Genomic DNA, 24,914 nt, shown 5'->3' with positions numbered 1-24,914 from the left:
AAAGCGTTTCAACTGCAACCACTCATCCCAAATGCCTCATCCCTTACAACGAAACACCCGCTAAAAGCTTGTCTATAATTTGGCGACTTAAGGATTCGACCTGTTGCTCTAAGGCTTTCATCGCTTCCTGCTTTTGCTGGTCTAGCTCTCGTTGAGCTTGCTCCCGCTGAGCCTGAGCTTCCTGCTGAGCTTCGGCAATTTTCTGAGCAGAAAGCTTCTGGGCATCTGCCTGAGCCGCAGCGATCGTCGCCTGGTATTGCTTACGAGTTTCCGCCAGCTCTTTCTGGTACTGCTGCGCCAGAGCTTCCGCCTTTGCCAGACGTTCTCGCGCCTCAGCTTCGTTTGCCCGGATATACTCGCTTCGATCCTCAATCGCCTTCATCAATGGCTTATAGAAAACCACATTCATGATGGCGGTCAGGAGTAGAAATTGAACTGCCATCAAAGGCAGGGTGGCATCAAAATCAAACATTGCTTGCTGACTTTCAGTAGAAGGTAATCTGGCTAGAGCAAATGGATTAAACGTCTAGAGAAAGGGGTAAGGGGTAATTGGTGACGGGCCACAGGAAGCAACCAGCGATTGCAATTCAAACTCCCATCGTTGACCACCAATCACCCTCTACCATCTATTTCCCTATCCTTGATTACCTACGAGAAGGGATTGGCGAACAGAAGCACCAGAGCAATCACCAGACCATAGATGGTGAGGGACTCCATGAACGCCAGAGTCAGCAGCAAGGTACCGCGAATCTTGCCTTCTGCTTCAGGCTGACGAGCAATCCCTTCAACGGCAGAACCGGAAGCATTTCCCTGACCAATACCCGGACCGATTGCTGCCAGACCAATTGCCAGAGCAGCAGCCAGAACAGAAGCAGCAGAAACTAATGGATCCATGATAATTTTCCCTCTAATGAACAAAACAAACGGACTAAGAAACGAGTTGCCAACTTTGAGTTTTGAATTTTGAATTGAACTTTTGAGTTGAACTTTGGCTGACTCAAAACCTTAGAACTCACAACTCAAAACTCCTGAGGACTAGTGCTCCTCATGCTCTTCTCCATGCCCTTCAAGCGCTTCGTGAATGTAGGCACCCGCCAGGGTCGAAAATACCAGCGCCTGAATGGCACTTGTAAACAGACCCAGCAGCATCACTGGCAGGGGAACAAACAGAGGCACCAGAAGGACTAAAACCGCGACCACTAGTTCATCCGCCAGGATGTTTCCAAACAAACGGAAGCTGAGTGAAAGGGGTTTGGTGAAGTCTTCCAAGATGGCGATGGGCAAAAGGACGGGAGTTGGCTGAATATACTTTGCAAAGTAGCCAAGCCCTTTCTTACTGAAACCTGCGTAGAAATACGCCAGCGATACCAGTAAAGCGAGTGCCACCGTCGTGTTGATATCGTTGGTTGGGGCTGCCAGTTCCCCTTCTGGGAGCTTAATCAGCTTCCAGGGAACCAGCGCACCTGACCAGTTAGAAACAAAGATGAATAAAAACAGAGTGCCAATAAATGGCAACCAGGGGCGATATTCCTTCTCCCCCAGTTGGTTTTTAGCAATCTCCCGCACAAATTCCAGCGCGTACTCCATCAAATTTTGCATGCCTGATGGAATTCGCTGGATATTTCGAGTTGCCAGGAGAGAGGCGATCAACAGAATGCCAATCACAATCCACGAAACAATAAAAACTTGCCCGTGGACTTTGAGACCGCCAATTTGCCAGTAAAAGTGATGCCCTACCTCCAGACTGGCAAGCGGAAGTATGGGAGTAGCGAGAAAACTTAACATTGGACTCTGAGCGGTTTCCCCAAAGGTTTAAGGAGCGTTAAATCCTGGCACTGCCCGACTAGCGCGAGTCAGGCGGCATCAGGCTACGAAACATATAGATGAGGAGCGTTCCTTTATAGGTAAGAAATCCTAAAAAAACCGGCATCACATGTAGCTGATTCCACTGAGTTGCCACTATAATCAACCCAATAAAAATTGCTAGATGGGATTTACCGATTCGTTTACGATCCTGACCCAGACGCTCGACGTTTCTAGCCAACACTTTCAAGTAAACCACACCTGTGCACGCTCCTAATAAATAATTCAGAGCGATGTTGAGTGAGTAAAAAATCCAGACAAACAAGAAGATTATCCCGGTCAATGCCAGTGTGATCATTAGCAACTCTTGCTGGAGTTGATAGAACTCCAGCATCGAGGCGCTTGTCTTCCCAGAGGGAGTGTTGGACTGTGACAGGTCGCTCATAACAGACAGTGGTTTAGAAAGCGAAGGCTCACACCCTTAAGCCGCGATTAACCTGGATTCAGTATTTGAATCCTTGAGCTACCGCGCATGCTTCAGACCATGAAGATCATATCACGCAGAGAGTAATAATACTTAACGTGAACCTGGAGTCAAAATAATCATTCGCTGAGTCAGTAATTCTCTGACAGAGGCCAGCTCTAGCGGGATGGTTGCCAGGAGATCCTGAACTGTCTTCCGCTCTGAATTGGCGTCGCAAGCTTGAAGAAACTGAAACATTTCTGGGGAAAGATTGACTACCTGATAGTCTTCGTTGAGTAGGCATTGACTAGGCCAGCCATTCATACAGGGATTTCGATCCGGGATGGCTGTTAACAGATCTTCATCAAGGGCCCAATCGTGGTGGGGGAGAGGGGGACGTCCCAGGAAGAATTCGTAGTGGGTAATGTTTTCAGAATTGAGAAGTTCAACGAGCCGATAGCGCTGGCGATCGCTCAATCCTTCGACCCGTGCCATCAGCTCAGGTTCTTTACCCAGTAATGGCTCCAACTCCCAGGATTGAGGATTGGAGAAACCCAGAAACTTCAGCCCAGATGCCTCAATTAACTCAAACAGGGTATCGATGGTGTAGTCAATTTCCTGGGGATGGACATACATATCGGCAAAGCATTCATCCCGATGGTTCTCCAGCGACCACCGCTCCTTCTCCCGCTTCACCAGACGATTGGTTTCAGGTAGCGCAGCAAAAATTTGCCGCCCCACTTTCACCCCATCCTGGTAGTCCCCTCGCTTATCTCCCTGGAGAAGGGCGATCGCCTCCTGCATCAGCTTAATTTCCCACCGCCCCAGTTCGGCATAGACAAAAATATGCAGCAGCCCACCGGGTGCCAGTTTGGCAGCCAGCGCTTGAATTCCCCGAATCGGTTCAGGCAGGTGGTGCAGCACTCCCACACAATTAATCAGATCAAACTCTCCCGCAAGCTGGTCAACCTCATACAAACTGAGGTGATGAAACTCAACCCGATCAGCTCCAGAGCGACGGCACCGCTCCCTTGCCACCTCCAAGGCACCTGAACTTAAATCAATGCCAACCACCTGCGCCTGGGGATTGAGATGCACCAGATACTCGGTTCCCACTCCGGTACCGCAACCCGCATCCAGAATCCGAATCACCTGTTTTGCAGGCATCCGCCCAGTACAAAAACTGTAAGCCGCCTGCCAGTTCCAGCGCCAGTTGTACCCTGGAGGAGGTTCATCCAGGAGAGGCTCTGGGGGAAACGGATAGGTATCGTAAAGTTTTGCAACAGCAGCACTAACAGTCTGAGCGTTAGTCATAGGGATGAAGTGAAGGAAGGTACAGGGTACAAGGGTACAAGGTATGGGGGACAGGGGATAAGGGGAGGTAGGGATAGGGGATCAGGAGGTAAGGGGTAGGGAATAGGGGTCAGTCCTCAGCGCTCAAAACTCATCCACCCATCCACCCCATCACACTACCTCCCCATCCCCTACCTCCCCATTCCCCACCCCCTGATTCCCTCCTCCAATTTGTAACAAAACCTTTACAACTTCTCAGCAATGTCCCCCCTTTCCTCTATGATCTGACGATAAATCGAGCGGTTGGGCTCTACATACTTTTTAATAAAACGAGTGGTAGAACCGAATCGTTTTAACCTGAATATTGAACTGGTTGACCCCGTGCCGTCACTGTTCGGGTTCATAAAATGTCTTCTTCTGATAGAAGAAGGCTTTAATGAAGGTTGCCAGGTGACACTCTGGTCAGATTTAACACGGTCACAATCTGTATAAGGGAGCTTTTGAAATCCAATGACTGTTAGAGCAAGTGGTGGAAGCTCAGTTGCGCGCCCAAACCTTTATCAAACCCTACCAGTATCAACCATTTCCCAGGCCGAGCAACAAGACCGCTTCCTGGCGAAGGGAGAACTGGATGAACTTTTAAGCTATTTCGGCTCTGGCGCAAAGCGCTTGGCGATTGCAGAAACACTTACAAGGAATTCCGATCTTATTGTGTCCCGGGCAGCCAACCGCATCTTTGTGGGTGGTTCTCCAATGTCTTATTTGGAGAAGCCACCTGTCGAAGAACCTGCGAAAACGCTAGCCGGTGTTGTGTTAGACACGCGGGAGGCCGCTCGATTGGGAACTGCAACCTATGTCGGTGCCGGTGGTGGGCCTGCACCTAGTGGTGTGCTAGGCGGTTTGCGATCGCTCTTTACCGTTTCCAGTGAGGTGGTTATTCCGCCTAACTTTAGACCGATCAACGTTTCTCGCTACGGTCCCAGTAACATGGCGAAGTCGCTGCGGGACCTGAGCTGGTTCCTGCGCTACGCAACCTATGCGATCGTGGCTGGGGATCCCAACATTCTGGCAGTCAACACCCGCGGTTTGCGGGAAATTATTGAGCGAGCCTGTTCCGGTGAAGCGACCCTGGTGGCACTCCAGGAAATGAAGTCGGCCGCACTTAGCTATGTTCGCGGAGACGCGGAGGCTGAGGCAATCGTGGGCCAGTACATGGATGTCATCATCACCGAGTTCAAAGCGCCCACACCATCTGATAAGCTGCGTCAGCGTCCTTCACCTGACTTGCAGGGACTCCAGTTGCCCCAGATCTACTACCTGGCTGCTGAGCGGCGGCAAAAATTCGTGATGAAGCCAGGGCTTTCGCCATCTGAAAAAAATGAAGTGGTGAGAGCGGCCTATCGGCAGGTATTTGAACGAGATATCACCCGTGCCTATTCACTCAGCCTGTCCGATCTGGAATCGAAGGTTAAGAATGGCGATATCTCCATGAAGGAGTTCATTCGTCGTCTGGCTAAGTCCCCTCTTTACCGCAAAAACTTCTTTGAGCCCTACATCAATAGTCGGGCGTTGGAACTGGCTTTCCGTCACATTCTGGGACGTGGTCCAAGCAGCCGTGAAGAGGTCCAGAAGTACTTCAGCATCGTTTCTAGTGGTGGTTTATCAGCGCTGGTGGATGCTCTGGTTGATTCCCAGGAATACGCAGATTACTTTGGTGAAGAGACAGTTCCTTACTTACGTGGCTTAGGTCAGGAGGCGCAAGAGTGCCGCAACTGGGGACCCCAGCAAGACCTGTTTAACTACAGCGCCCCCTTCCGCAAGGTACCTCAATTTATTACCACCTTTGCGGCTTACGATCGCCCCCTGCCTGACCAGCATGTTTACGGTTCTGGCAATGACTCGCTGGAAATCCAATTCGGAGCCATCTTCCCGAAAGAGACTCGCAATCCCAGTGCAAGCCCTGCTCCCTTCGGCAAAGATACCCGACGGATTTTGATTGCTCGTGGCCCTGGCATTAACAACCAGACTGGCAATCCAGGAGCCAGGGGGGTTGCACCGGGTAGCCTGGGTCCCAAAGTGTTTAAGCTTGACCAAATTCCCAGCTTTGGTGGTATTTCCCGGCGCGGTCTATTTGGAGAGAGTGTCAAAACAGCTTCACCCAAAGGTGTTAGCGTCAAATTCTCCGAAAGCTCGACTCAGGCAGTTATCCGGGCAGCATACTTGCAAGTGTTTGGGCGGGAGGTTTATGAAGGTCAACGCCAGAGCGTAGCCGAGATTAAGCTGGAGAACGGCGAAATTACGGTGCGAGAATTCATCCGAGCACTGGCGAAATCAAATGTATTCCGCAGCATGTATTGGACACCGCTCTACGTGATGAAGGCGGTTGAGTACATTCATCGTCGGTTGTTGGGACGTCCAACCTATGGACGGCAGGAAACCAACAAATACTTCGATATCTGCGCCAAGCAAGGGTTCTACGCTCTGATTGATGCAATTATTGACAGTGTTGAGTACTCTGAAGCCTTTGGAGAAGATACGGTTCCCTACGAGCGTTATCTCACTCCTGCTGGTCTTGCTCTGCGGAATATGCGGGTTGGCAGTGCGGCTGAAAAGGCTGTCAAAGTCCAGGCGGAGGGTACACCCCGCTTTATTGAACTGGGTCAGGTTACGGAAACCCGGACTGAGCCCGATGTTCAGTTCCGTATTGCTCAAGGTGTCACGAAGAAGCGGGAACAGACGAAGATCTTCAAGTTAACCAACCTGGTAGACAAGGCTAATCTGAAGACGGTAATTGGTGCTGCTTACCGGCAGATCTTCGAGCGGGATATTGCTCCCTACATCGTGAAGAACGAGTTCACAGTGCTGGAAACCCAGTTGAGCAATGGCGACATTACGGTTAAAGAATTCGTTGAGGCACTGGGTACCTCTAGCCTCTATACCAAGGAGTTCTATACTCCCTATCCCAACACCAAGGTGATTGAGCTGGGGACCAAGCACTTCCTGGGACGGGCACCGTTAGATCAGGCTGAAATTCGTAAGTACAATCAGATTCTGGCAACCCAGGGTTTGCGCGGCTTTATTCAGGCTATGGTGAGCAGTGAGGAGTATGGGCAGGCGTTTGGCGAAGATACGGTGCCTTACAACCGTTATCTGACCCTACCCGCGGCCAACTATCCCAATACTCAGCGGCTTTATAGCAAACTGACCAAGCAGGATAAGGAACTGGTTGTGCCCAGCTTTGAGCCGACTCACTCAAGTGTGGACACGGCTAAACTACCGTTGACGGGCAAGGCGATCGCCGAAAGTGCGAAAGCCAATGGTGAACCGGCCTATGTTGGGCTGGGCCGTTCTTCCAGTGCTGTGGATGTGCAAGCTGCTGGAAGTACCTCCCAAAAGCCTTCACGCATCTATCGTCTCAACCCTGGTATGTCCTCTATTGAGGCAGAGCAGGTGGTCAATGCCATTTACTGTCAGGTGATGGATTTGGCGAGTGGTTCAATTCCTGAATCATTCCGTCAGCGGGAACTGGAAGCTGCACTCCTCAACAACAACCTTTCTGTGAAGGAATTTGTCCGGGCTCTGGCTAGCTCAGATGCTTACCAGACCCGTTTCTGTGCGCCGTACCCCACTGGCAAGGCGGTTGAATTCCTGTTCCGGCACCTCTTGGGTCGGGCACCTGCTACCCAGTTGGAAATCTTCCAGTACAACAAGTTGTTGACTGACAGTGGATTGAAGGTGACGGTGAATGCGATCGTGGATGGGTCTGAGTACAATTTGTACTTTGGCAACGACACGGTTCCTTACAAACGCTTCCCCACCCTGTCGGATGGAAACTACCTGGGCAGTGTCAAGGTAGATAACGGTCTGGTGTAGTTGTTGATTGAAAATAAGAAGATATGAGTCAGGAGAGAGAGGGCAGAGTACCTTTCTCTCCTAACTTTTTTAGTTAGAAGTGTGATGGGGTGGAGGATGGATGAATTCTGAGTTTTGACTCTAATTGACTGACAAAACTTGAAAAGGAGGGAGGCTAAGCCCTTAGTAAAAGGGCACTCGCAGATTAGTATGAAAGTTACCACCCAAACACAACTGAACCATGCGAACCTCCCCAGCTATGGGACCTTCTGGGTCAATCCACTCAATGGGCTGATCAACGGCATCTGCAACCCCTGATTTGGATGGTGAACTGATTTGTGGATGGTGAACTGATTTGTAGTGAATGCATCAGCCAGACCCAATGGGGTGTTTACGTGCAGAGTCGAGCAAAATTCGCCCAAAGCCATCCACGCCGTTCAGTCGCTGGTTGCCCAATAGCCGCATCCATGTCCAAAGAGCCTACTACAGTCCGCTGCTTGCAGCCGCATTAGCCCAGTGAGGCGTTTCTGAAATTACCTTAATTGAAGACACGACGATGTTATGGGACGAGTTCTGCCCGATTCGCAGATCGATTCAGTACCGGGGATGTGCCATTCCCTTGATTGGGCGGGTACTACGCCACGGCAGTAGTAGTGTTCGCTTGGAGGTCTACCAACTATAGCTCTACGCGGGTGCATTAGGACATTGGAATTAGAGAGGGAGTGGGGGCTTCGCCCCCAGCCAGGGGTTCCACCCCTGCACCCCATCCTAAACATAATAATGACTACCGCTATACCAGACTGATCCACCGCGTCCTGCAAAAGAATTTTTGCCAATGATGTATGATCGGCCTAGTGAAGATCCGGAGGGAACCTGGTTTGCCGGACTAGCTTCACCTATGGCAACCGCGGCTGTTGGACGAAACCTTTCAACTGCAGACCTACTCCTCAGACGAGGTCCTTACTGCCAGTGACTTAAATCTTTTTTTTACATTGCAGGCTGATCGCTACACCGAATTGAATTTGCAAACCCCTGGGTTCTGGATGCCAACTCTGGAGCTTGGTTTAGGACTCTGGCGGGGACGCTATCACGGAATGGAGCGGCTCTGGTTGCGCTGGTACGATGCAACAGAAAACTAGACCCCGACTGCTGGTGAACGCCTAGAGCAAGAGCGACAACAGGTTCAGCAGGAGCGGCAGCAAGTTGAACGATTAGCTGCAAAATTACGCGAGTTAGGCATCGACCATGAAGCAGTATAGAATAAGCGACGGCAACAGGGTCAGGTGACAGGAGACAGGGGTTCGATATTAGAAGCATCGACGGGCAAGAGAACTTCTGGCTGATTTGCGTTGCCATTTTCTGGAGGGTTAGTAACCGGCTGTTCTTGATAGACTTTGAGATCAAACCAGAAGGTGGTTCCCTTACCGACTTCGCTGACCAGATGCACCCGGCTGCGGTGCTTTTCGACGATGTTTCGGACAATGGACAGCCCCAAACCAGTACCTTCCAGGGTATGAACCCGGTTTTCAACCCGGAAGAATCGATCAAAAATAGCTTCCTGATCTTCGGGATCGATGCCAATCCCAGTGTCGGCAACTTCCACTCGAACGAATTTGGGCGGGTCATTCAGATCACCGGATGGGTCACTGATGGGGGAGAAGTCAGCAGGCGGCAGTAGGAATGGGTTGGCGTTTGGTTTCTCGGCAGATGATTGTTTCTCACCCAACAAATAGGCTCGCATAGCGACTTTGCCGCCGGGTTCGGTAAATTTCAAGGCATTACCCACCAAATTTGTGAAAACCTGAAGCAACAAGTCGTAGTGCCCCACAACAGGAGGTAAGTCAGGTTCAACGTCTTGAATCAGTTCAATTCCTTTATCTCTGGCATTGAGCTGGTAGGTACGTAGGGTCTGCTCAATGGGTTGTGCTAGGTCCACTGCTTCCATCTGGTAGAGTTTGCAAGACTCCAGCCGGGACAGATCCAGCACATCATTCACCAGGCGAGTGAGACGATCAGTTTCTCGATTCGCGGTTTCCAGAAATTCACACCGCTCCTCATGGCTGAGGTCATCGCCATATTCATACAGAGTCTCAATGAAGGATTTGATGTTGAATAAGGGCGTTCTCAACTCGTGGGACACATTGCTGATGAACTGGCTCTTGGCTTCGTTTAGCTCGGCCTCGCGGGTAATGTCCTGCACCGTCATAGCGATGCCCCTTACGTTCTCGCGGGCCAAATCCAGCACGGTTGTGAGGAGAATGCGGACGGTGCGATCGCCCAGATTCTTTAACGAAATCCGGAACTCGGCCCCTTCCCTCAGTTCCCCCTTGGCGATTTGATACAGAGGGCGAGTAATCTCAGTTTGCACAGCAGCGGGTAGGAGATAAAGGATATTGGTGCCCTCAACGGGCTTTCCCTCCCAACCAAACAAGCGGCGGGCAGTCGGATTAACCAGAATCACCTGGAGGTCTGTATCCAGCAGAACAGCACCATCAGCAATGGTGGAAACCAGGGTTTCTAGCTTGGCTTTTTCGGCAGTGAGTTCTTCAATGTTTTGTTCTTCATATCGCTCCAGGCGCTCTGCCATTTCATTAAAACTAGCAATCAGTTCGCCCAGTTCACCCCCTAGAGGAAGATCAACCCGTTGTTTGAAGTTGCCAGAGGCGATATTTTTAACTCCGACCAGGAGTTCTTTAATGGGCTTGGTAATGGTGAGGGCATTGAACACTGCCCCCAGAATTACCATCACCCAGATGGAGACAAAGACAGCGATCGTCACATCCCGTGTCAGGTGAGAAGAAGTGACGACTGTGGGATTAGGGTTAGTCCCAATCGCCAGCACTCCTTTGTATTGCCCTTCATAAATCAAGGGCACAAAGACATCTGTCACTTCCCCATCGGGGGTTAGATGCTGCCGCACCATTGGCAGGTCGCTGTGTTCAGCGTAATTCTCTGGCAAGTGAATCTTGCGGCGAATAGTGAGGGAGTTTTGAACTTCGGACTCGGAGAAGGGAATGCCAAAAAAGATGTTGCCTTCTTCATCGGCGTAGAGCATGTAGCGAATGCTAGACGTGCTGCTGTAAAAGCGGTGGGAAAAGCGAGCCAATTCAGTGCGATTGTTTTCTCCCACCAGAGGAGCGACGTTGGCTGCCAGCAGCAAGCCCAGATCGCGACCAAAACGGGTGTCGTTAAGGCGGGCATCTTGCTGGATAGTATTGACTGCCCAAAAGGTCAAGCCGCTCATAACCAGAGATACCACAAGGGTTGCCGCGGCCATCAACTTGGTCTGGAGGGTAAACTCCGACCACCAATTAGCAATAGTTTCTCTGATCTTTTGCAGGAGAGCGAGCAAGGGTCTTGAAAGGGGGTAGGGAGTGGATGAGGAATGAAGTAACGGAGTAATGAAGTGGATGGATGAGGGAGTGATGGAGAAATGAAGTGGAGGAGTGAATGATGATGGAGGAATGGAATGATGGAATTAAAGAAACCTGGATGGAATTAAAGAAACCTGACCTTATCAATCCGTCACTCTATCACTCCCCCTCACCCCTCACTTAACTAACCGCTAACAACTAAGTACTAACTACTATATGTTAACTGGCGTTCGATCGCGCGGTCTTCACCTGGTAACCAATGTCTCGTCGATAGTACATGTCGTCGAAGTGAATACAATGGACGGCAGCATAGGCCTGGGCGATCGCTTCATCAAAGGTCTCTCCTATTGCAGTTACGCCCAGAACTCTACCGCCATCGGTGACGAGGTTTTGTTGCTTGAGTTGGGTACCTGCATGGAAAACCAGAGCTCCTTGGGCTTCGGCATTGTCAATGCCCGTGATGGGGGAGCCTTTTTTGAAGGAGCCGGGGTAGCCTCCAGCCGCTATAACAACGCAGGCGGCAGCTCCTGGCTTCCAGGTCAGGGGGGGCATATCTGCCAGGCGTTGCTGGGCGCAGGCGAGTAACAGATCTTCCAAAGGTGTTTCAAGCAGAGGTAGCACGGCCTGGGTTTCGGGGTCACCAAAGCGGCAGTTGAATTCAATTACTTTGGGGTCTCCTTGGGGGGTGATCATTAGCCCTGCATAGAGAACACCTCGATAATCGATTCGGTGTTTCTGGAGGGTGGCGATCGCGGGTTCCAAAATCTCTGCCTGGATCCGTTGCATCAGTTCCGGGGTGACAATAGGAGTAGGAGCATAGGCTCCCATACCACCGGTGTTGGGTCCAGTATCGCCTTCACCAATTCGCTTGTGGTCCTGGGCGGGCAGCAGGGGGCGAATGGTCACCCCATCGGTCAGGGCCAGAACCGAGGCTTCCTGCCCCCTGAGGCATTCTTCAATCACCACCAGCTTCCCAGCCTCACCAAAGTGCCCCCCGAAAGCAGCGGTGATCGCGGCTTCTGCCTCGTCCAGCGCTAATGCCACAGTCACACCTTTTCCAGCTGCTAACCCGTCGGCCTTGACCACAATTGGCACACCTTCAGACCGCGCGTAGGATATTGCTGCCTTCTCTTCGTTGAATACAGCTGCTCGAGCAGTGGGAATCCTGGCCTCTAGCATGAGTGCCTTCGCCCATGCTTTACTTGCTTCAATTTGGGCTCCAGCCCGGGTTGGTCCAAACACCGTTAACCCTTGCCCATTCAGAAAATCGGTAATTCCAGCCGCCAGGGGTACTTCAGGACCAACCACCACCAGGGAAATCCCATTCACCAGGGCAAAACGGGCAATTCCCTCAAAGTCGTTCACACCCAGTGCTAGATTTTGGCATCGCTTCATGGACGCCGTGCCACCATTGCCAGGAACACAAGTCACCTGCTGCACCTTAGGGGATTGCAGGAGTTTCCAGGCGAGGGCATGTTCCCGACCGCCACTGCCAACTACCAGAACTTTCACAATGGTTTTCCGTCTGATTATAAAAAACGACTGAGCCAACAGCACTCAGCCAAATGCAATCAATTATGTCATGCTCCTATTATGGAATAGTCACCTGGAAGGATGAAAAGGTCAAAACAATTGGCTGCTGCTCTTTTTGCCCTTTGCACCGACCATCTGTCATACAGCAGTTCCGGATCATTTTGAAAAAGGAGCGTTGGGAAAGGCTTTCCCAGTAGGGAAGTCCGTTCCCAATCCAGATAGCATTGCTATAAGTGCATGATTGGTTTTGGATTGATGGGTTTTGGAGTGAAGCGGATGGGGCGATCACACAGGTACCGTAACTTAATTGGGGTGCTGGTGCTGTTGGGATGTTGGCTCCCAGCAGCGCAAACACTGGCTCAGTTCGACCAACCGATTCAGACTGGGCCACCGGGACAACCTCCCCAACCAGAACCCAATCTTCCCCCCCAACCCGGTGAGGCTGAAAGCGATCGCACCAATCCAATCCGTCCAACCGATCCTACCGATCAACCAGCCCCTAACGAACCCCTTGAAGCCATTCCCCCTCTGGAACAGGAAAAACCTGCTTCCAGAAAAGATGAGTTTCCTCCCAACCCGTTGGAACTCAAAGTTCCTGACCCACTTTTGCCAAAGGGGGCTGACAGCCGATCCCTGACTCCGGCAGAACGCAAACGGTTGATTCCCCAGTTGAATCAGTTGGATGCCCAGGCAGCCGCGCAACTGAAGGCGGGCGATCGCGTTGGAGCCTTCGAAACCTGGAACCGGGAGTTGCGTCTGCGGCGATACCTGGGGCCAGTCGAGGAAGTCAAAGCTCTAGGTCGAGTAGGCGCCGCCGCCTGGCAAGAAAATGATACTCCCCAGGTGCGATGGATCACCGAGCGACTGGATCAGATCTTTGCCCAGGCTAAAGCTCCCACTCCTGGGTTGGGCAATAACGTCAGCCTCAGCAGAGCCAATGTTGCCGATCGGGTAGCACTGTTAGATGCCCTGGGTATCGCCTATCAGCAAGTTCGCCTGCATCAATCTGCCGTCGCAGTGTACGAGTTGTTGTTGGTAGAAGCAAGGCAGCGGAAAGATGAGAAGAAGATTGAAAGCACCTTAGTAACGCTGGGACAGCTTTACCTGAACTGGTTTAACTATCCCAAGGCGGCGGAAACCTACAATCAGTTGCTGGCCAGGGCGAGGGCCAGGAAAGATAGCCCTAACGAAATTGTCTATCTTACCCAACTGGCTTATATTCACGAACAGGCAAAAGAACCTGCCCAGGCCATTCCCTATCAGGAGCAACTGATTAGCCTCTATCAAAAACTGAATGATCCCAAACCGATTCCTGCCCTTCGGATTAAAATTGCCGACAATTACACTACCATTTCCCGGCTCGATTTAGCCGAACGGAACTATCAGGCAGCCTACCAGCTCGCCCAACCCTTGTTGCAACTCGGTTATGCCAGCGATGCGTTGAAAAAACTCGGCGTTCTCTATCTCGATAACAACCGTCTGGATGCCGCCCTGCGGGTTTACAACTTTCTGGTGGGAGTGGAGCAGCAGGCTTACAATGTCTACGGCATGATGGATGCCTACGACCAGATCGGCAAAATTTACGTCTCGCGCAAAGCCTACCCACAAGCAATCACTGCGTTTCAGAGGGGGTTGGCACTGGCAAGACAGTTGAAATACCGGGAAGACTACTTCACGGCTCAGATCCAGCAGGTTTCTAAGCAGTCAAGTCAGTGAAATTCTGATTGATCCAATTCTGTCCAGGGTGGTGTTCTATACAGTGTCTAATTTGCCATTAGTAACAGGTAATTGAGCTGCAAACCCCGGCTTAATCAGCAAAGCTTCCGCGATCGCCCCCCGCCAATCTTCCTTTGACCCAACATGGTAGAAGTGCTGACAGACTCTGACCTCTAATCCCGCCCAGCACTGTTGAATGTGATCATTCCTGCGGTGCTGATTTTCCAGCCACATTGAAACCGCAAAGCCACAGGGAAGAGTTTGGGTAACAGAGGCCAGGTTTTCCGCCTCTTCCAGACTCCAGGTATTGTAATAATCAGTATGACGACCAATATAGGGTGGGTCAAGGTAAACAAAATCAGTTGGGGTTGCTTCGCCCAGGACCTCTTTCCAGTGGGCAACTCGAAATTCCCAACTCTTTCCCGCCATGCGTCCAGCAATCCAGTTCACCTGGTTGGCAATTTTGGTAACGTAACTCTGGGTAAACCGCTGAGGTTTGCGACAAAAGGGAACGTTGTATTCACCTCGACGATTAAAACGCATCATGCCATTAAAGCAAGCCCGGTTCAGAAATAGAAAATCCAGTGGAGAGCCTTCTGCATTGAAGCGTTCCCGGACTTCGTAATAGTAGGACTCGCCCAACTCCTCCAACTTTTTCCCCTGCTGCTTGAGAAATGATTGTACCGTTTCCCGATTTACCTCACCACGTTGAACTGCCTGGTACAGCGCAATGATGTGCTGATTGGTATCGGCTATCAGTGCCCGTTCAGGAGCAAGGTTGAACAAGACGACTCCCGAACCTAAAAAAGGTTCAACCCATCTCGCAGTTTCTGTTGAAGTCCATTGAATGCTACTGAAGATGAAGGGAACGAGCTTCGTTTTAATTCCCTGGCATTTAATGGGAGGAACCCTGACATGCGGAAGTGGGGAGGGAAGATTGGGAATACTCATCCTGTGAGTGGGCAGGGGCAGTGGTGGTAAGGAGTAGATGGGGGGTGGAGTGGATAAGTTAGAGGCAGGTTTACTGATATTTCCAGGGCAGACGACTTGAACTTTTCAACCCCCTCAAACCAGTCTTGACAGACCACTAGTGGGTCACCAAGGGAACTTTGCCTGGTTATCTAAACCTGGAAAAACCAATTCAGGGGGTTTTGAAGGGTTTGCAACCCTTCAAAATCTGCCTGGCAGACTACTCGTGTTGCAAACACTAAATTTTGCAACCTGGGAGTTTGGGGGCTTCGCCCCAAGCAGGGGTGGGATCCCTGCACCCCAACAAGACTTTCATTTTGCTGTAAGTAGCTAGGCACAATTAAATTAAGGATAATTCCGGGGGTGGAGGGGGTGCCCCCCCCTGCCTGGGGGCGCAGCCCCCACTCCCCCCTTTACAATTAATGATGACACCTACTTACTAGCTACTTACAATACTCTGACGTTGCAAGTCTTGAACAAAAGTTGTGGCATAGATTTGCATCCAGAACTGAATCCAATCCCCAGAGTCGGTAAGATCAAAGCACTGACTTTAGGGCTTTTGAGGTGATGGAACTGCACCAATCAATTCCAGTGGAGGCAATTCAGTACGACGATCGCGGACTCGTCCCTGCCATCGTGCAAGATTACCTGGATGGCACAGTGCTGATGATGGCATGGATGAACCGGGAGTCTTTGCAGAAGACCTTAGACACAGGCGAAACCTGGTTTTGGAGTCGATCGCGACAAGCACTCTGGCATAAGGGGGCAACCTCCGGGCATCTCCAGATTGTGAAATCTCTCCGCTATGACTGCGATAGTGATTGCCTGCTGATTACCGTGGAACAGATGGGAGATATTGCCTGCCACACTGGAGAACGAAGTTGTTTCCATAAAGTCAATAGCCACATTCAACCACCCCCTGCAGATACGCTGTCTCAGGTGTATGAGGTAGTCTGCGATCGCCGTGACCATCCCACAGAAACCTCCTACACCTGCAAACTGTTTGAAGGAGGAGATAACACAATCTTGAAAAAGATTGGCGAAGAAACTGCAGAGGTGGTGATGGCCTTTAAGGATGACGATGCAGAAGCAATCGCGGCAGAAGTAGCCGACCTTTTCTATCACACGCTGGTTGCCCTGGCTCACCACAACGTTGACCTGAAAGCCGTTTACCGGAAATTGCAAGAGCGGCGAAGGTAAAGGGGTATGGCAGCGTTGCTGAAAAGGGGGGTGTTCTAGAAACGGGGTTCTAACTCCTTGAAACCCTGATTCCCTCGACTCCCTTTCCAGGATTGCCACAAAAAATTGACAAACCCCTGAAAAGCAGTATGAATCGAAACGAATTCCACCACACCCCCACCCATCTACTCCTCCACCCATCACCCACCCATCCATTGCTAACAAGTGGCATAACAAGTGGCAAAAGTTAACTTTGAGTGCTGGAAGTTTCGTGCATCATGCGATCGAGGATTTGCAGAACAAAGATAGCCACAATCACACTGGCAGCCATTCCCAACCAGAAGCTAGATACCACCGTTCTGGATTGGTCTAAGGCCCAACCCCCAATGGGAGGGCCAATCATATAGCCCATTGCCCAACATTGGGAATTGACCGCCAGGTAAACTCCGCGGAGGGAATCGGGAGCCAGTTGGACGGTGGTTGAGGCTGCTGAGGGCATATAAGCCGACGTTGCCAGTCCTAACACGCCAACTGCCAGAATTGCCCAGATCAGGTGGCCGGAGGAGGCGATTCCGGTCGCCCAAACCAGGATGAACCCGATCCCCCACTGCACGGCTGAAATAATCAACCCCTGGGGATGGGTGAAGCGATTAAGCAATCGCACCATTGGCATTTGGGAAAGAACCGCTGCCACCAGATGCCAGGCAAACAAGTTACTGATAACCACAGGGGAGAACCCCTCGCCCGTAGCGGTGGCTGGTACAAAGTTCTTCAAGTAAAGGGGTAAAGTACTGTTGATTTGCACCAGGTAGGTGGTGAACATGATGTTAGGGATTAGGTAGGTCAGCAGGCGGCGATCGCGCAGTGCCTCACCCCAACCTTTCAGAGCCTGGTGGTTGCTGGAGAATTGCCTGGATTCTGCGATCGCCCAATAGACAACACCCAACAGCACCAGAAACGACACCCCATCCACAATGAACAAGAGACGGTAAGACCCCGTTGTTTCAATCAGCCGTCCTGCCAAAACCACCCCCAGCCCCAGTCCCAAACTGTCACACAGACGAGTAATCGCAAAAGCTTCGTTGCGTTGCTCCGGTGAGGTTAAATCAGCAACCATTGCCTCATTTGGTGGCCAATAAAACCCCAGCCCCAAACCGAGCAACAAGTTCCCCAGGACAAACATTGGAAAATCATTCGCAACAGCCAGAACAAAGCATGCCGCGGATGACACAATCGCTGCCAGCATCAATGTCCGCCTGCGTCCCCAAAATTGGGAATCGGTAAACGACCCACCCAAAAGTCGGCCAATAATTCCAGAAATCGCTGAACTGCCGATACCCAAACCCACCTGAGTCGCGGATAACCCTACCTGATTGACAAAGAAGATGGGGGCAGCAAACATCGTAAACCCAGAACCCGTCTGGGATAAAAGCCGCCCCAGTGCCAGAATCCAGACCTGATAATTCAGTTTCGGTAGCCAGGACAAGAGCTTGGATGGAAGAAATGCCATTTAGCAATGTCGGGAATGTATTCGTAAAGTTTATGAGGAAAATGCTGAGATTGGCCGCCTTACTGATGGGAAAACTCAATTGAAAAAGACAATTTTAGTCTTGCAGACTGCGGCTATAGTGAAGCGGAGCCATTCTTAACCCCCAACCCCCCATGAATGCTGAAAACTTTTTTAACCAGGGCTTAATGAAAGCTCAAAAAGGCGACCATCGGGGAGCCGTTGAAGCTCTGACCGAGGCGATTAAGATCTTTCCAAAATACGTTGGAGCTTACCTGAACCGGGGCAATTCCCGGCTGGCGATGCAGGATAACCGGGGAGCGATCGAGGATTTCAATCAGGTTTTGCAGATTAGCCCCCTGGTGGCAGAAGCCTATATGGGAAGGGGGACTGCCCGTGCCCGTACCGGGGACAAATCAGGTGGATTGGAAGATATTAACCGGGCGATTCAGTTAAAACCTAAAGTTCCTGCATTCCTGGTTCAGCGGGGTACGGTGCGGGCGGAGTTGCAAGACCTGGAGGGCGCCCTGGAAGATTTAAACCAGGCGTTGCAAATGTCTCCCAACGCGGTGCCTGCTTACATTCAACGGGGAATTGTGCGGGCCGGGTTGGGAGATCAACAGGGGGCGATCGCTGACTTCAATCAAGCTCTTCAGCTTGCACCCAATGCGGTGCCTGCCTACGTGCAGCGGGGAGTTCTCTATGCCCAGATGGGCGACAAGGAACGGGCGATCGCCGACTTCGACCGGGCACTTCAAATCGCTCCTAAAGCGGCCCATATCCATCTAGAGCGGGGCATCATGCGGGCCAATTTGAAAGACCATCTGGGAGCTATCTCAGACTTTAATGAAGCCCTCCAGCTCAACCCCAACTTAATGCCTGCCTATGTCCAGCGGGGAGCAATTCGGGCGGCGTTGGGCGATCCGCAGGGAGCGCTGGAGGATCTGAACCAGGTGCTGAAACGTAACCCTCAGGCGGTCCCTGCCTACATTCAGCGGGGACTGGTTTGTGCAGAATTGGGCAACAAGCTACAGGCGTTAGAAGATTTCAACCAGGCACTCCAGCGGGATCCGGGTTCTGTCGATACCATTCTCAATCGCGGTATAGTGCGGGCAGAGTTGGGCGATCGCGAAGGTGCCATTAATGATTTCACAGAAGTCCTCAAGCTAGATTCAAATCGGGCCACTGCTCACCTCTACCGCAGTGTCATGTATCTGGAACTAGACGAACGCCAGAAGGCTTCAGAAGACTTCAATCTGGCAGTGCAGATGCTTCCTAGTTCTGCTGAAGCCTACATCGAGCGGGGCTTATTCCGCGTCAGGATGGGTGCCCTACGGGAAGCCCTGGAAGACCTGAACCGTTGTCTGCGGATGCATTCTGCTTCTGCCCAGGGTTACCTGCAACGAGGCATGGTTCGTCTCACATTGGGAGATACCAAGGGCGCGATCGCCGACTTTGACCAGGGGCTCAGCCTGGATGCGAGCCTGGATGAGGCTTACCTGCAACGGGGCATTGCCAACGCCCAGCAGGCAAACTACCCTGCCGCGTTGGAGGATTTCAATCAGGCATTGAAATTAAATCCCAGGCTGGTACCGGCCCATCTAAACCGCAGTGCCCTATCCATGAAAATGGGGAACCCAGAAGGAGCAGCGACTGACCTGCAAGTGGCTCTCAAGCTCAATCCCAATCCAGCAGCGGCCCACCTCAGCCGTGGCATCATCCTGACTCAATTGGGGGATGAGCAGGGAGCCCTGGATGATTTCAATCGGGTAATTGAGCTGAACTCTAAGGAGATCGCAGTCTACTACAACCGGGGCATTCTTCTGGCCTCTTTAGGGGATCAGCAAGGGGCGCTGGATGACTTTAATCAGGAGCTTCAGATCAATCCAGCTTCTGCGCCCGCCTACCTGCACCGGGGTACCTTGCGAGCAGAACTGGGCGAAGCCGAAGCCGCCCTGCAAGACCTGGATCGAGCATTGCAGCTTGCTCCCCGTTTCCTGATGGCACGATTCCACCGGGGTACCATTCGATCCGACCTGGGGGATCCCCACGGGGCAGTGGAGGATTTCAATCAGTTGCTGGCTACCAAATCCCCTGCGATTCCGGCCTATGTTCAGCGGGCGATCGCCCTTTTAGAGTTGGGTCAACACAAACAGGCCATGGATGACTTGAGCGAAGCCGTCCGCCTGGAGCCCAAAAGCCCGGAAGACTATTTACATTTAGCTGTTGCTTACATGCGCATGGGCGAACCCAAAACGGCCAACGAAAACTTTAATCAGGCAGTCGATAGCAGCCCTTACCCGGTACGCACCTGCCTGCAACGGGGTGCCTTCCAGGTCAGGTTGGGGGAAACAGTTGGAGCCATTACCGACCTGGATTATGTAATCCAGGTTAATCCCACCCTTGCCTCAGCCTATCTGTATCGAGGACGAGCCCGCGCTAAGCAGTCGGACTATGCCGGTGCGATAGAAGACTTCACTCAAGTGCTCAATTTCCACCCAGCGTCCACCCTGGCCTATCTCAGTCGCAGTGCGGTTCACCTCCTCCAGGGTAACCCATCAGCCGCCGAGCAAGACTTTGAACGGGTTCTAAAAAGTAGTACGGAGCCGGGTCAGGCCCTATTCCATCGAGGTAGAATCCGGGCAGAACTGGGCGATAGGCCAGGAGCTGTCGCTGATTTTGAACAGGCGATCGCCGAAAATCCCCAATTTTCTCCGGTACACCTGCATCACGGCAGGCTTATGCCGCCTTAGCACAACCTTTCTGCCGAATCGGAATTGAAGGGTAGACGAAATCGCTGCCAGGTCGATAACGCGTCATTTTGAGAGTTAGCGAGAAAGCCTTTTTGGGAACTTTAACCAATAACAAAACGGCGATGCTGGTTCGTGGATGCAAGAAGTGTTCAGGACATTTCTGGGTAGCCATGACCAGCATGGGCTATAGGAAGGGTTAGCGTAACTCATGCCCCCCAATAATGGATAACAAAAATAATGGATAACAAATTATTTATCACCCTTTGATTAAGCGGTTACAACTCGGTTCCTTCGCAGCTTTCATGCTATTTATATGTCGAAATGCCTATCCTTCAGGATTGGCACTTCCAGTACCCGTGCAAAAACAGAGCCGATGCGATTATCCACCAATGTAGCTCATGATCGCCCCTGGGGATTACGTAGATGGGTATTGCCGCCTTTAATTGCGGCGATTTGCGTGCTGCAGGGTACTTTTTTGTTCACAACCTCTCAAAAGCAGCAGCAAGAGCTAGAAACAACTAAACAAGCCACAGCAAGGTACGTTCAGGATTTATTTCAGGCGAAATTGGAGAATGATCGCCGCATGATGACAACCGCCCTGGAAGTCATCATCCGTGACCCAGTGCTGATGCAGGCATTTCAGGCCCGCGATCGAGCTACTTTGCTAAGTCGTGCTAAACCCATCTTTAATCAATTTAGGCAGCAGAGCCGGATTACCCATTGGTATTTTCATCAACGCGATCGGGTCAACTTCCTGCGCGTCCATAAAAAAAAGCATAGTGACCTGATTGATCGCATCACCCTTAAACGAGCCGAACATACTCAACAGCCCAGCATTGGACTAGAACAAGGAATTATTGGTGCTCCCGTGTTACGCGCTGTGTATCCCTGGTACAGTGGCTCTCCCATCCCTACAGATCATGATCTAGCGGGCAACCCTGCTCAGCATAAATTACCCCCCAACTTGATTGGTTATGTTGAATTGGGGATAGAGTTTCAGGATATTGCCAGCCAAGTCAGTAAGATTTTGGATGTCCATCTGGTAGTGCTGGTAGACAAAAAACACCTCGATCGCCCAAAATGGGAAGCTCAGATAATTAAGCAGGGCAAGCCTCTCACATGGGATCAATTCCCTTCCCATGTGGTGGTTGAACAAACTCTCTCAACACTACCAGAGGCCATTCATCAAGTCATTCCAGCCACTAGTCAAGCAAATTTGACGCAGAAACAATTTTCTGAAAATGGTAAGACTCAGCAAGTGATTGTTTTGCCACTACAAGATCTTGATGGAAAAAATCTGGGCTACATTGCCGCATTCAAAGACATTTCCAATACAGTCAATTCATTACACCAGTCTATTTTTCAGATCTCCATGGTAGTTAGTGCAATTGGTATTGGATTAATTCTGTTTTTTGTTGCTTTTTTACGTCAGGTTGAATTAACTTTGATGCGGCGCACAGTTGAACTCACTCAAGCCAAACTAGAGAAACAAAATATTCAACGTAATCAATCCCAACTCATTCAAACCGAAAAAATGTCATCCCTGGGGCAGTTAGTTGCCGGAGTCGCCCATGAAATCAACAATCCTGTCAGTTTTATTTATAGCAATTTAAAGCCCGCACAGAATTATATGGATGATTTGCTGAACCTGGTGCAGCTATACCAGCAGCAATATCCTGACCCAGTTCCCGCTATCGAAACTAAAATTGACGAGATTGATCTGGAATTCCTGAAACAGGATTTTCCTAAGTTGCTTAGCTCAATGCAACTTGGAGCCGATCGCATTAAACAAATTGTGCTGTCATTGCGCAACTTCTCGCGGGTGGATGAAGCAGCTTATAAAGCTGTAGACTTGCACGTAGGAATTGATAGCACTCTAGTGCTTTTGGAAAATCGCCTCAAGGCCGTTGGTAATCGCCCTGCAATTCAGATCATCAAAAACTATGGTGATTTACCCTTGGTTGAATGTTATGCCAGTCAGATTAACCAGGTATTGATGAATATTTTGGTCAATGCCATTGATGTGCTGGAAGAACCTTTTGTTTGTGATGAAGCGGCACTGATCAATTCTGATGAACTCAAAAACCATAAACAGCCTGTAATCAAAATCTCAACGGAAACCAGGGATGATCACGTCACCATCCGCATTGCAGATAATGGCCCTGGCATTCCAGAGGCTGTGCAAAAACGATTGTTTGATCCCTTCTTTACAACCAAACCAGTTGGCAAGGGCACCGGCATGGGGCTATCAATCAGTTACCAAATTATTACTGAAAATCATGGCGGCACTTTGACGTGTGTTTCAACACCCGACAATGGGGCTGAGTTTGTCATTCAGATTCCAATTCAGCAGACCAAATCACAGAAACTTGGATAGGTCGGTAACTTGGAAAGCTGACAAAGGGTAATCAATTTTGGTAGGGTGCGTACAGCTTCTGGTATGAAGCCTGGTTCCAATGCTTTCTAGGATTAAATCTTGTGAATCCTTTCCTATTTGTCACAGACCTGGACAATACCCTGGTAGGCGACGATGTTGCTATGGCGGAACTCAATCGCCAGCTAGATCAGCATCGCAGTGAGTATGGCACTCAAATTGTGTACTCAACGGGGCGATCGCTCACCCGCTACCGCCAACTGACTGCTGAAAAGTCGCTTCTGGAACCGGATGTTTTGATTTCAGGCGTTGGCACAGAAATTTACTACGGTAACAGTGACACCCCCGACCCCGTTTGGTCAGAAAAACTTTCCCATCGTTGGGATCGGGATGAAGTTGTCGCCTGTGCTGCCCACTTTGCCGACCTCACCCCCCAACCGGAAACGGAGCAGCGTCCCTTTAAAGTCAGCTACTTTTTAACAGAAAAGGCGGCTGTGGAGGTATTACCGCAATTAGAGGAAGTACTGGGCGATCGCGGTCTGGATATTCAGCTCATCTACAGCGGTAGTCAGGATCTAGACATCCTTCCCCGTCAGGCTAACAAAGGAATGGCAATGACTTTTGTGCGGCAAAATCTGGGAGTTGACCCTACGCGCACCGTTGCCTGTGGTGATTCTGGCAACGACATCGCCCTCTTTGCTAATCGACAGGAATACGGCATCATCGTTGGCAATGCTATGGCCGAACTACTCCAGTGGCACCGCACGAACCCCGATCCCAACCGCTATCTGGCAAAGGCCCATTGTGCCGCTGGCATTTTAGAAGGGTTGCAGCATTTCGGTTTTCTCTAAACAGCCGGAATGATTTGTGTAGCGCCACGAATGAAACAGGGAGTCAGGGGAATCAAGGGAATTATTGTCTACCACCCCGACTGTTGATCATCCCATTGAGTAACAGTAACCTCATCAGACAAAGCATCATCATGATTTTCTGCCATCAACTTCAATGCCCCATCCCAACCGGAGCGCGATCGCGCAGTCGCCTGAATCATTGCCTGATTACGAATCAATCGTTGAACGCTCACAAGCGCCCGGTTCAGTTCGTGGGGACGGCATTCTGGATGCTTGAGGTATGCCTGTTGTTCATCTTCAATCATCGCCACATCCTGAACAACCAGCCCCTTTAAAAGTCCCCTGGCAGTATTGAACAGGCAGTTTTTCAGGAAGCGACGAAAAGCGATCGGAAGTTTATGCAGCCTGGGAAACGCTTCTAAAGAGGTGAAGTGAACCAGGTAAGCGCGAGTGTGGGTTTTGCTGACCGGACAGAACAGGCAGTAGATTTTGAAGTCTTCACCCAGACGAGATTTCCAATGGGGGTAGATATAACTCACATCCAGTGGGTCGGGGTGGAGGCGGCGCAGTTGGGGAAAGAAAAGCTGGGAAACGGACCAGATCTTATCAATCCGATAGTAGTTCTGTGCCATGTAATGGGCATCAACGCGATCGCCCGTTTCCTCCAAACCTTGCAGAACTGGGTCTGCCCATGCCTGCCAGTCCTGATGCAGGTGCCCGTGGTACATATCCATCAGGTTCTCAATCAGATAGGAGAAATGGGCTTTGGTATCAATGACCGTAAATGAACCAATGTAATTCAGATGATTCCATTCCGGTAAACCCATTGGTGCCACCATTTCTGCTAAATCTGCATCACCGGGAAACAACCAGATAAAGCCATCCTGTTCCTTCACGGGGTAACAGCGAATTTTGCAGGTGGGAAGCTTCTGATTCTCAGCTAAATAGGGGACAGCAGCACATTCCCCTGCGGCATTAATCCGCCAGCCATGATAGGCACATTCCAGTTCATCCTCAACCACTTTCCCGCGGCTAAGTTTGACAAATCGATGCGGACAGGAATCCTCCAGGGCATGAATTCGACCCTGACTATCCCGGTAAAGAGCAATCGCCTGATCCCACAGCACAACACTCACTGGTTTATCTTTGACTTCATTGGCCTGGGCAACAACGTACCAGTGATTGGGATTAATCCCCAATTGGCGGACATCCGGTTGGGAAGAAATGAGGGGAGAAGCGGTCATAGT

17 protein-coding genes and 1 pseudogene are annotated in these 24,914 nt (G+C 50.9%); 8 read left to right on the top strand and 10 right to left on the bottom strand.

Going from position 1 to position 24,914, the window contains the following annotated elements; translation table 11 throughout:
- Positions 1-43 precede the first annotated feature (43 nt).
- The 5 genes and pseudogenes from P4D80_RS20135 to P4D80_RS20115 form a co-directional block, all read right to left on the bottom strand.
- Positions 44-478, bottom strand: a pseudogene (locus P4D80_RS20135) (F0F1 ATP synthase subunit B'); the annotation flags it as partial.
- A gap of 170 nt (positions 479-648) precedes the next feature.
- Positions 649-894 carry an ATP synthase F0 subunit C gene (gene atpE / locus P4D80_RS20130; RefSeq protein WP_223048808.1) on the bottom strand — a complete coding sequence of 82 codons (246 nt, stop codon included), beginning with the start codon at positions 892-894 and terminating at the stop codon, positions 649-651.
- 141 nt (positions 895-1,035) lie between these two features.
- Complete coding sequence (gene atpB / locus P4D80_RS20125) at positions 1,036-1,785, bottom strand: F0F1 ATP synthase subunit A (RefSeq protein ID WP_421655803.1); 750 nt, start codon at positions 1,783-1,785, stop codon at positions 1,036-1,038.
- A gap of 58 nt (positions 1,786-1,843) precedes the next feature.
- Positions 1,844-2,248, bottom strand: a complete 405-nt coding sequence (locus P4D80_RS20120; protein WP_421655802.1) for an ATP synthase subunit I — start codon at positions 2,246-2,248, stop codon at positions 1,844-1,846.
- 132 nt (positions 2,249-2,380) lie between these two features.
- The gene (locus tag P4D80_RS20115; protein ID WP_421655801.1) at positions 2,381-3,580 is read right to left on the bottom strand and encodes a class I SAM-dependent methyltransferase; all 1,200 of its coding nucleotides are present in this window, start codon (positions 3,578-3,580) and stop codon (positions 2,381-2,383) included.
- Positions 3,581-4,069: 489 nt separating this feature from the next.
- Here P4D80_RS20115 and P4D80_RS20110 point away from each other — a divergent pair, with 489 nt between their 5' ends.
- From P4D80_RS20110 to P4D80_RS20100, 3 genes are all read left to right on the top strand, one after another.
- Complete coding sequence (locus tag P4D80_RS20110) at positions 4,070-7,432, top strand: phycobilisome rod-core linker polypeptide (RefSeq protein WP_421655800.1); 3,363 nt, start codon at positions 4,070-4,072, stop codon at positions 7,430-7,432.
- Positions 7,433-7,775: 343 nt separating this feature from the next.
- Positions 7,776-7,931 (top strand): hypothetical protein, encoded by a 156-nt coding sequence (locus P4D80_RS20105; RefSeq protein ID WP_421655799.1) that lies wholly within the window; start codon positions 7,776-7,778, stop codon positions 7,929-7,931.
- Positions 7,932-8,325: 394 nt separating this feature from the next.
- Positions 8,326-8,550 (top strand): hypothetical protein, encoded by a 225-nt coding sequence (locus tag P4D80_RS20100; protein WP_421655798.1) that lies wholly within the window; start codon positions 8,326-8,328, stop codon positions 8,548-8,550.
- Positions 8,551-8,690: 140 nt separating this feature from the next.
- Here the strand turns inward: P4D80_RS20100 and nblS are convergent, their stop codons facing one another.
- Positions 8,691-10,688: a two-component system sensor histidine kinase NblS gene (gene nblS / locus P4D80_RS20095; RefSeq protein WP_421655797.1), complete on the bottom strand. Its 1,998-nt coding sequence runs from the start codon at positions 10,686-10,688 to the stop codon at positions 8,691-8,693.
- A gap of 316 nt (positions 10,689-11,004) precedes the next feature.
- Positions 11,005-12,297: a phosphoribosylamine--glycine ligase gene (gene purD, locus P4D80_RS20090; protein ID WP_421655796.1), complete on the bottom strand. Its 1,293-nt coding sequence runs from the start codon at positions 12,295-12,297 to the stop codon at positions 11,005-11,007.
- 258 nt (positions 12,298-12,555) lie between these two features.
- On the opposite strand from purD, the gene P4D80_RS20085 reads away from it, so the two are divergent.
- Positions 12,556-14,034, top strand: coding sequence for a tetratricopeptide repeat protein (locus tag P4D80_RS20085; protein WP_421655795.1), 1,479 nt, complete (start codon positions 12,556-12,558; stop codon positions 14,032-14,034).
- Positions 14,035-14,070: 36 nt separating this feature from the next.
- Here P4D80_RS20085 and P4D80_RS20080 read toward each other — a convergent pair whose 3' ends face one another.
- Positions 14,071-14,985, bottom strand: coding sequence for a DNA adenine methylase (locus P4D80_RS20080; RefSeq protein ID WP_421655794.1), 915 nt, complete (start codon positions 14,983-14,985; stop codon positions 14,071-14,073).
- 585 nt (positions 14,986-15,570) lie between these two features.
- On the opposite strand from P4D80_RS20080, the gene hisIE reads away from it, so the two are divergent.
- The gene (gene hisIE / locus P4D80_RS20075) at positions 15,571-16,203 is read left to right on the top strand and encodes a bifunctional phosphoribosyl-AMP cyclohydrolase/phosphoribosyl-ATP diphosphatase HisIE (protein WP_421655793.1); all 633 of its coding nucleotides are present in this window, start codon (positions 15,571-15,573) and stop codon (positions 16,201-16,203) included.
- A gap of 226 nt (positions 16,204-16,429) precedes the next feature.
- On the opposite strand, the gene P4D80_RS20070 is transcribed toward hisIE, so the two are convergent.
- Entirely contained in the window at positions 16,430-17,668 is a 1,239-nt protein-coding gene (locus tag P4D80_RS20070; RefSeq protein ID WP_421655792.1) for an MFS transporter, read from the bottom strand.
- 176 nt (positions 17,669-17,844) lie between these two features.
- Here P4D80_RS20070 and P4D80_RS20065 point away from each other — a divergent pair, with 176 nt between their 5' ends.
- The 3 genes from P4D80_RS20065 (at position 17,845) to P4D80_RS20055 (ending at position 23,667) form a co-directional block, all read left to right on the top strand.
- Complete coding sequence (locus P4D80_RS20065; RefSeq protein WP_421655791.1) at positions 17,845-20,442, top strand: tetratricopeptide repeat protein; 2,598 nt, start codon at positions 17,845-17,847, stop codon at positions 20,440-20,442.
- 313 nt (positions 20,443-20,755) lie between these two features.
- Positions 20,756-22,819: an ATP-binding protein gene (locus P4D80_RS20060; RefSeq protein ID WP_421655790.1), complete on the top strand. Its 2,064-nt coding sequence runs from the start codon at positions 20,756-20,758 to the stop codon at positions 22,817-22,819.
- A gap of 101 nt (positions 22,820-22,920) precedes the next feature.
- Complete coding sequence (locus P4D80_RS20055) at positions 22,921-23,667, top strand: sucrose-phosphate phosphatase (protein WP_421655789.1); 747 nt, start codon at positions 22,921-22,923, stop codon at positions 23,665-23,667.
- A gap of 68 nt (positions 23,668-23,735) precedes the next feature.
- Here P4D80_RS20055 and P4D80_RS20050 read toward each other — a convergent pair whose 3' ends face one another.
- The gene (locus P4D80_RS20050) at positions 23,736-24,911 is read right to left on the bottom strand and encodes a Rieske 2Fe-2S domain-containing protein (RefSeq protein WP_421655788.1); all 1,176 of its coding nucleotides are present in this window, start codon (positions 24,909-24,911) and stop codon (positions 23,736-23,738) included.
- Positions 24,912-24,914 lie beyond the last annotated feature (3 nt).

The organism is Leptothermofonsia sp. ETS-13, from assembly GCF_049200465.1.
Taxonomy (GTDB): Bacteria; Cyanobacteriota; Cyanobacteriia; order Leptolyngbyales; family Leptolyngbyaceae; genus Leptothermofonsia.
Note: the sequence above shows the minus strand (reverse complement) of the source record. Positions and strands in the feature narration are given on the sequence as shown.

Bases quoted from the DNA above. Each gene is read 5' to 3' on its own strand.
- hisIE (WP_421655793.1), top strand. From the start codon at position 15,571: ATGGAACTGCACCAATCAATTCCAGTGGAGGCAATTCAGTACGACGAT.
- P4D80_RS20060 (WP_421655790.1), top strand. From the start codon at position 20,756: ATGTCGAAATGCCTATCCTTCAGGATTGGCACTTCCAGTACCCGTGCA.
- atpB (WP_421655803.1), bottom strand. From the start codon at position 1,785: ATGTTAAGTTTTCTCGCTACTCCCATACTTCCGCTTGCCAGTCTGGAG.
- P4D80_RS20105 (WP_421655799.1), top strand. From the start codon at position 7,776: ATGCATCAGCCAGACCCAATGGGGTGTTTACGTGCAGAGTCGAGCAAA.
- atpE (WP_223048808.1), bottom strand. From the start codon at position 894: ATGGATCCATTAGTTTCTGCTGCTTCTGTTCTGGCTGCTGCTCTGGCA.
- P4D80_RS20110 (WP_421655800.1), top strand. From the start codon at position 4,070: ATGACTGTTAGAGCAAGTGGTGGAAGCTCAGTTGCGCGCCCAAACCTT.
- P4D80_RS20120 (WP_421655802.1), bottom strand. From the start codon at position 2,248: ATGAGCGACCTGTCACAGTCCAACACTCCCTCTGGGAAGACAAGCGCC.
- P4D80_RS20085 (WP_421655795.1), top strand. From the start codon at position 12,556: ATGATTGGTTTTGGATTGATGGGTTTTGGAGTGAAGCGGATGGGGCGA.
- P4D80_RS20050 (WP_421655788.1), bottom strand. From the start codon at position 24,911: ATGACCGCTTCTCCCCTCATTTCTTCCCAACCGGATGTCCGCCAATTG.
- P4D80_RS20080 (WP_421655794.1), bottom strand. From the start codon at position 14,985: ATGAGTATTCCCAATCTTCCCTCCCCACTTCCGCATGTCAGGGTTCCT.
- nblS (WP_421655797.1), bottom strand. From the start codon at position 10,688: ATGGCCGCGGCAACCCTTGTGGTATCTCTGGTTATGAGCGGCTTGACC.
- P4D80_RS20115 (WP_421655801.1), bottom strand. From the start codon at position 3,580: ATGACTAACGCTCAGACTGTTAGTGCTGCTGTTGCAAAACTTTACGAT.
- P4D80_RS20065 (WP_421655791.1), top strand. From the start codon at position 17,845: ATGAATGCTGAAAACTTTTTTAACCAGGGCTTAATGAAAGCTCAAAAA.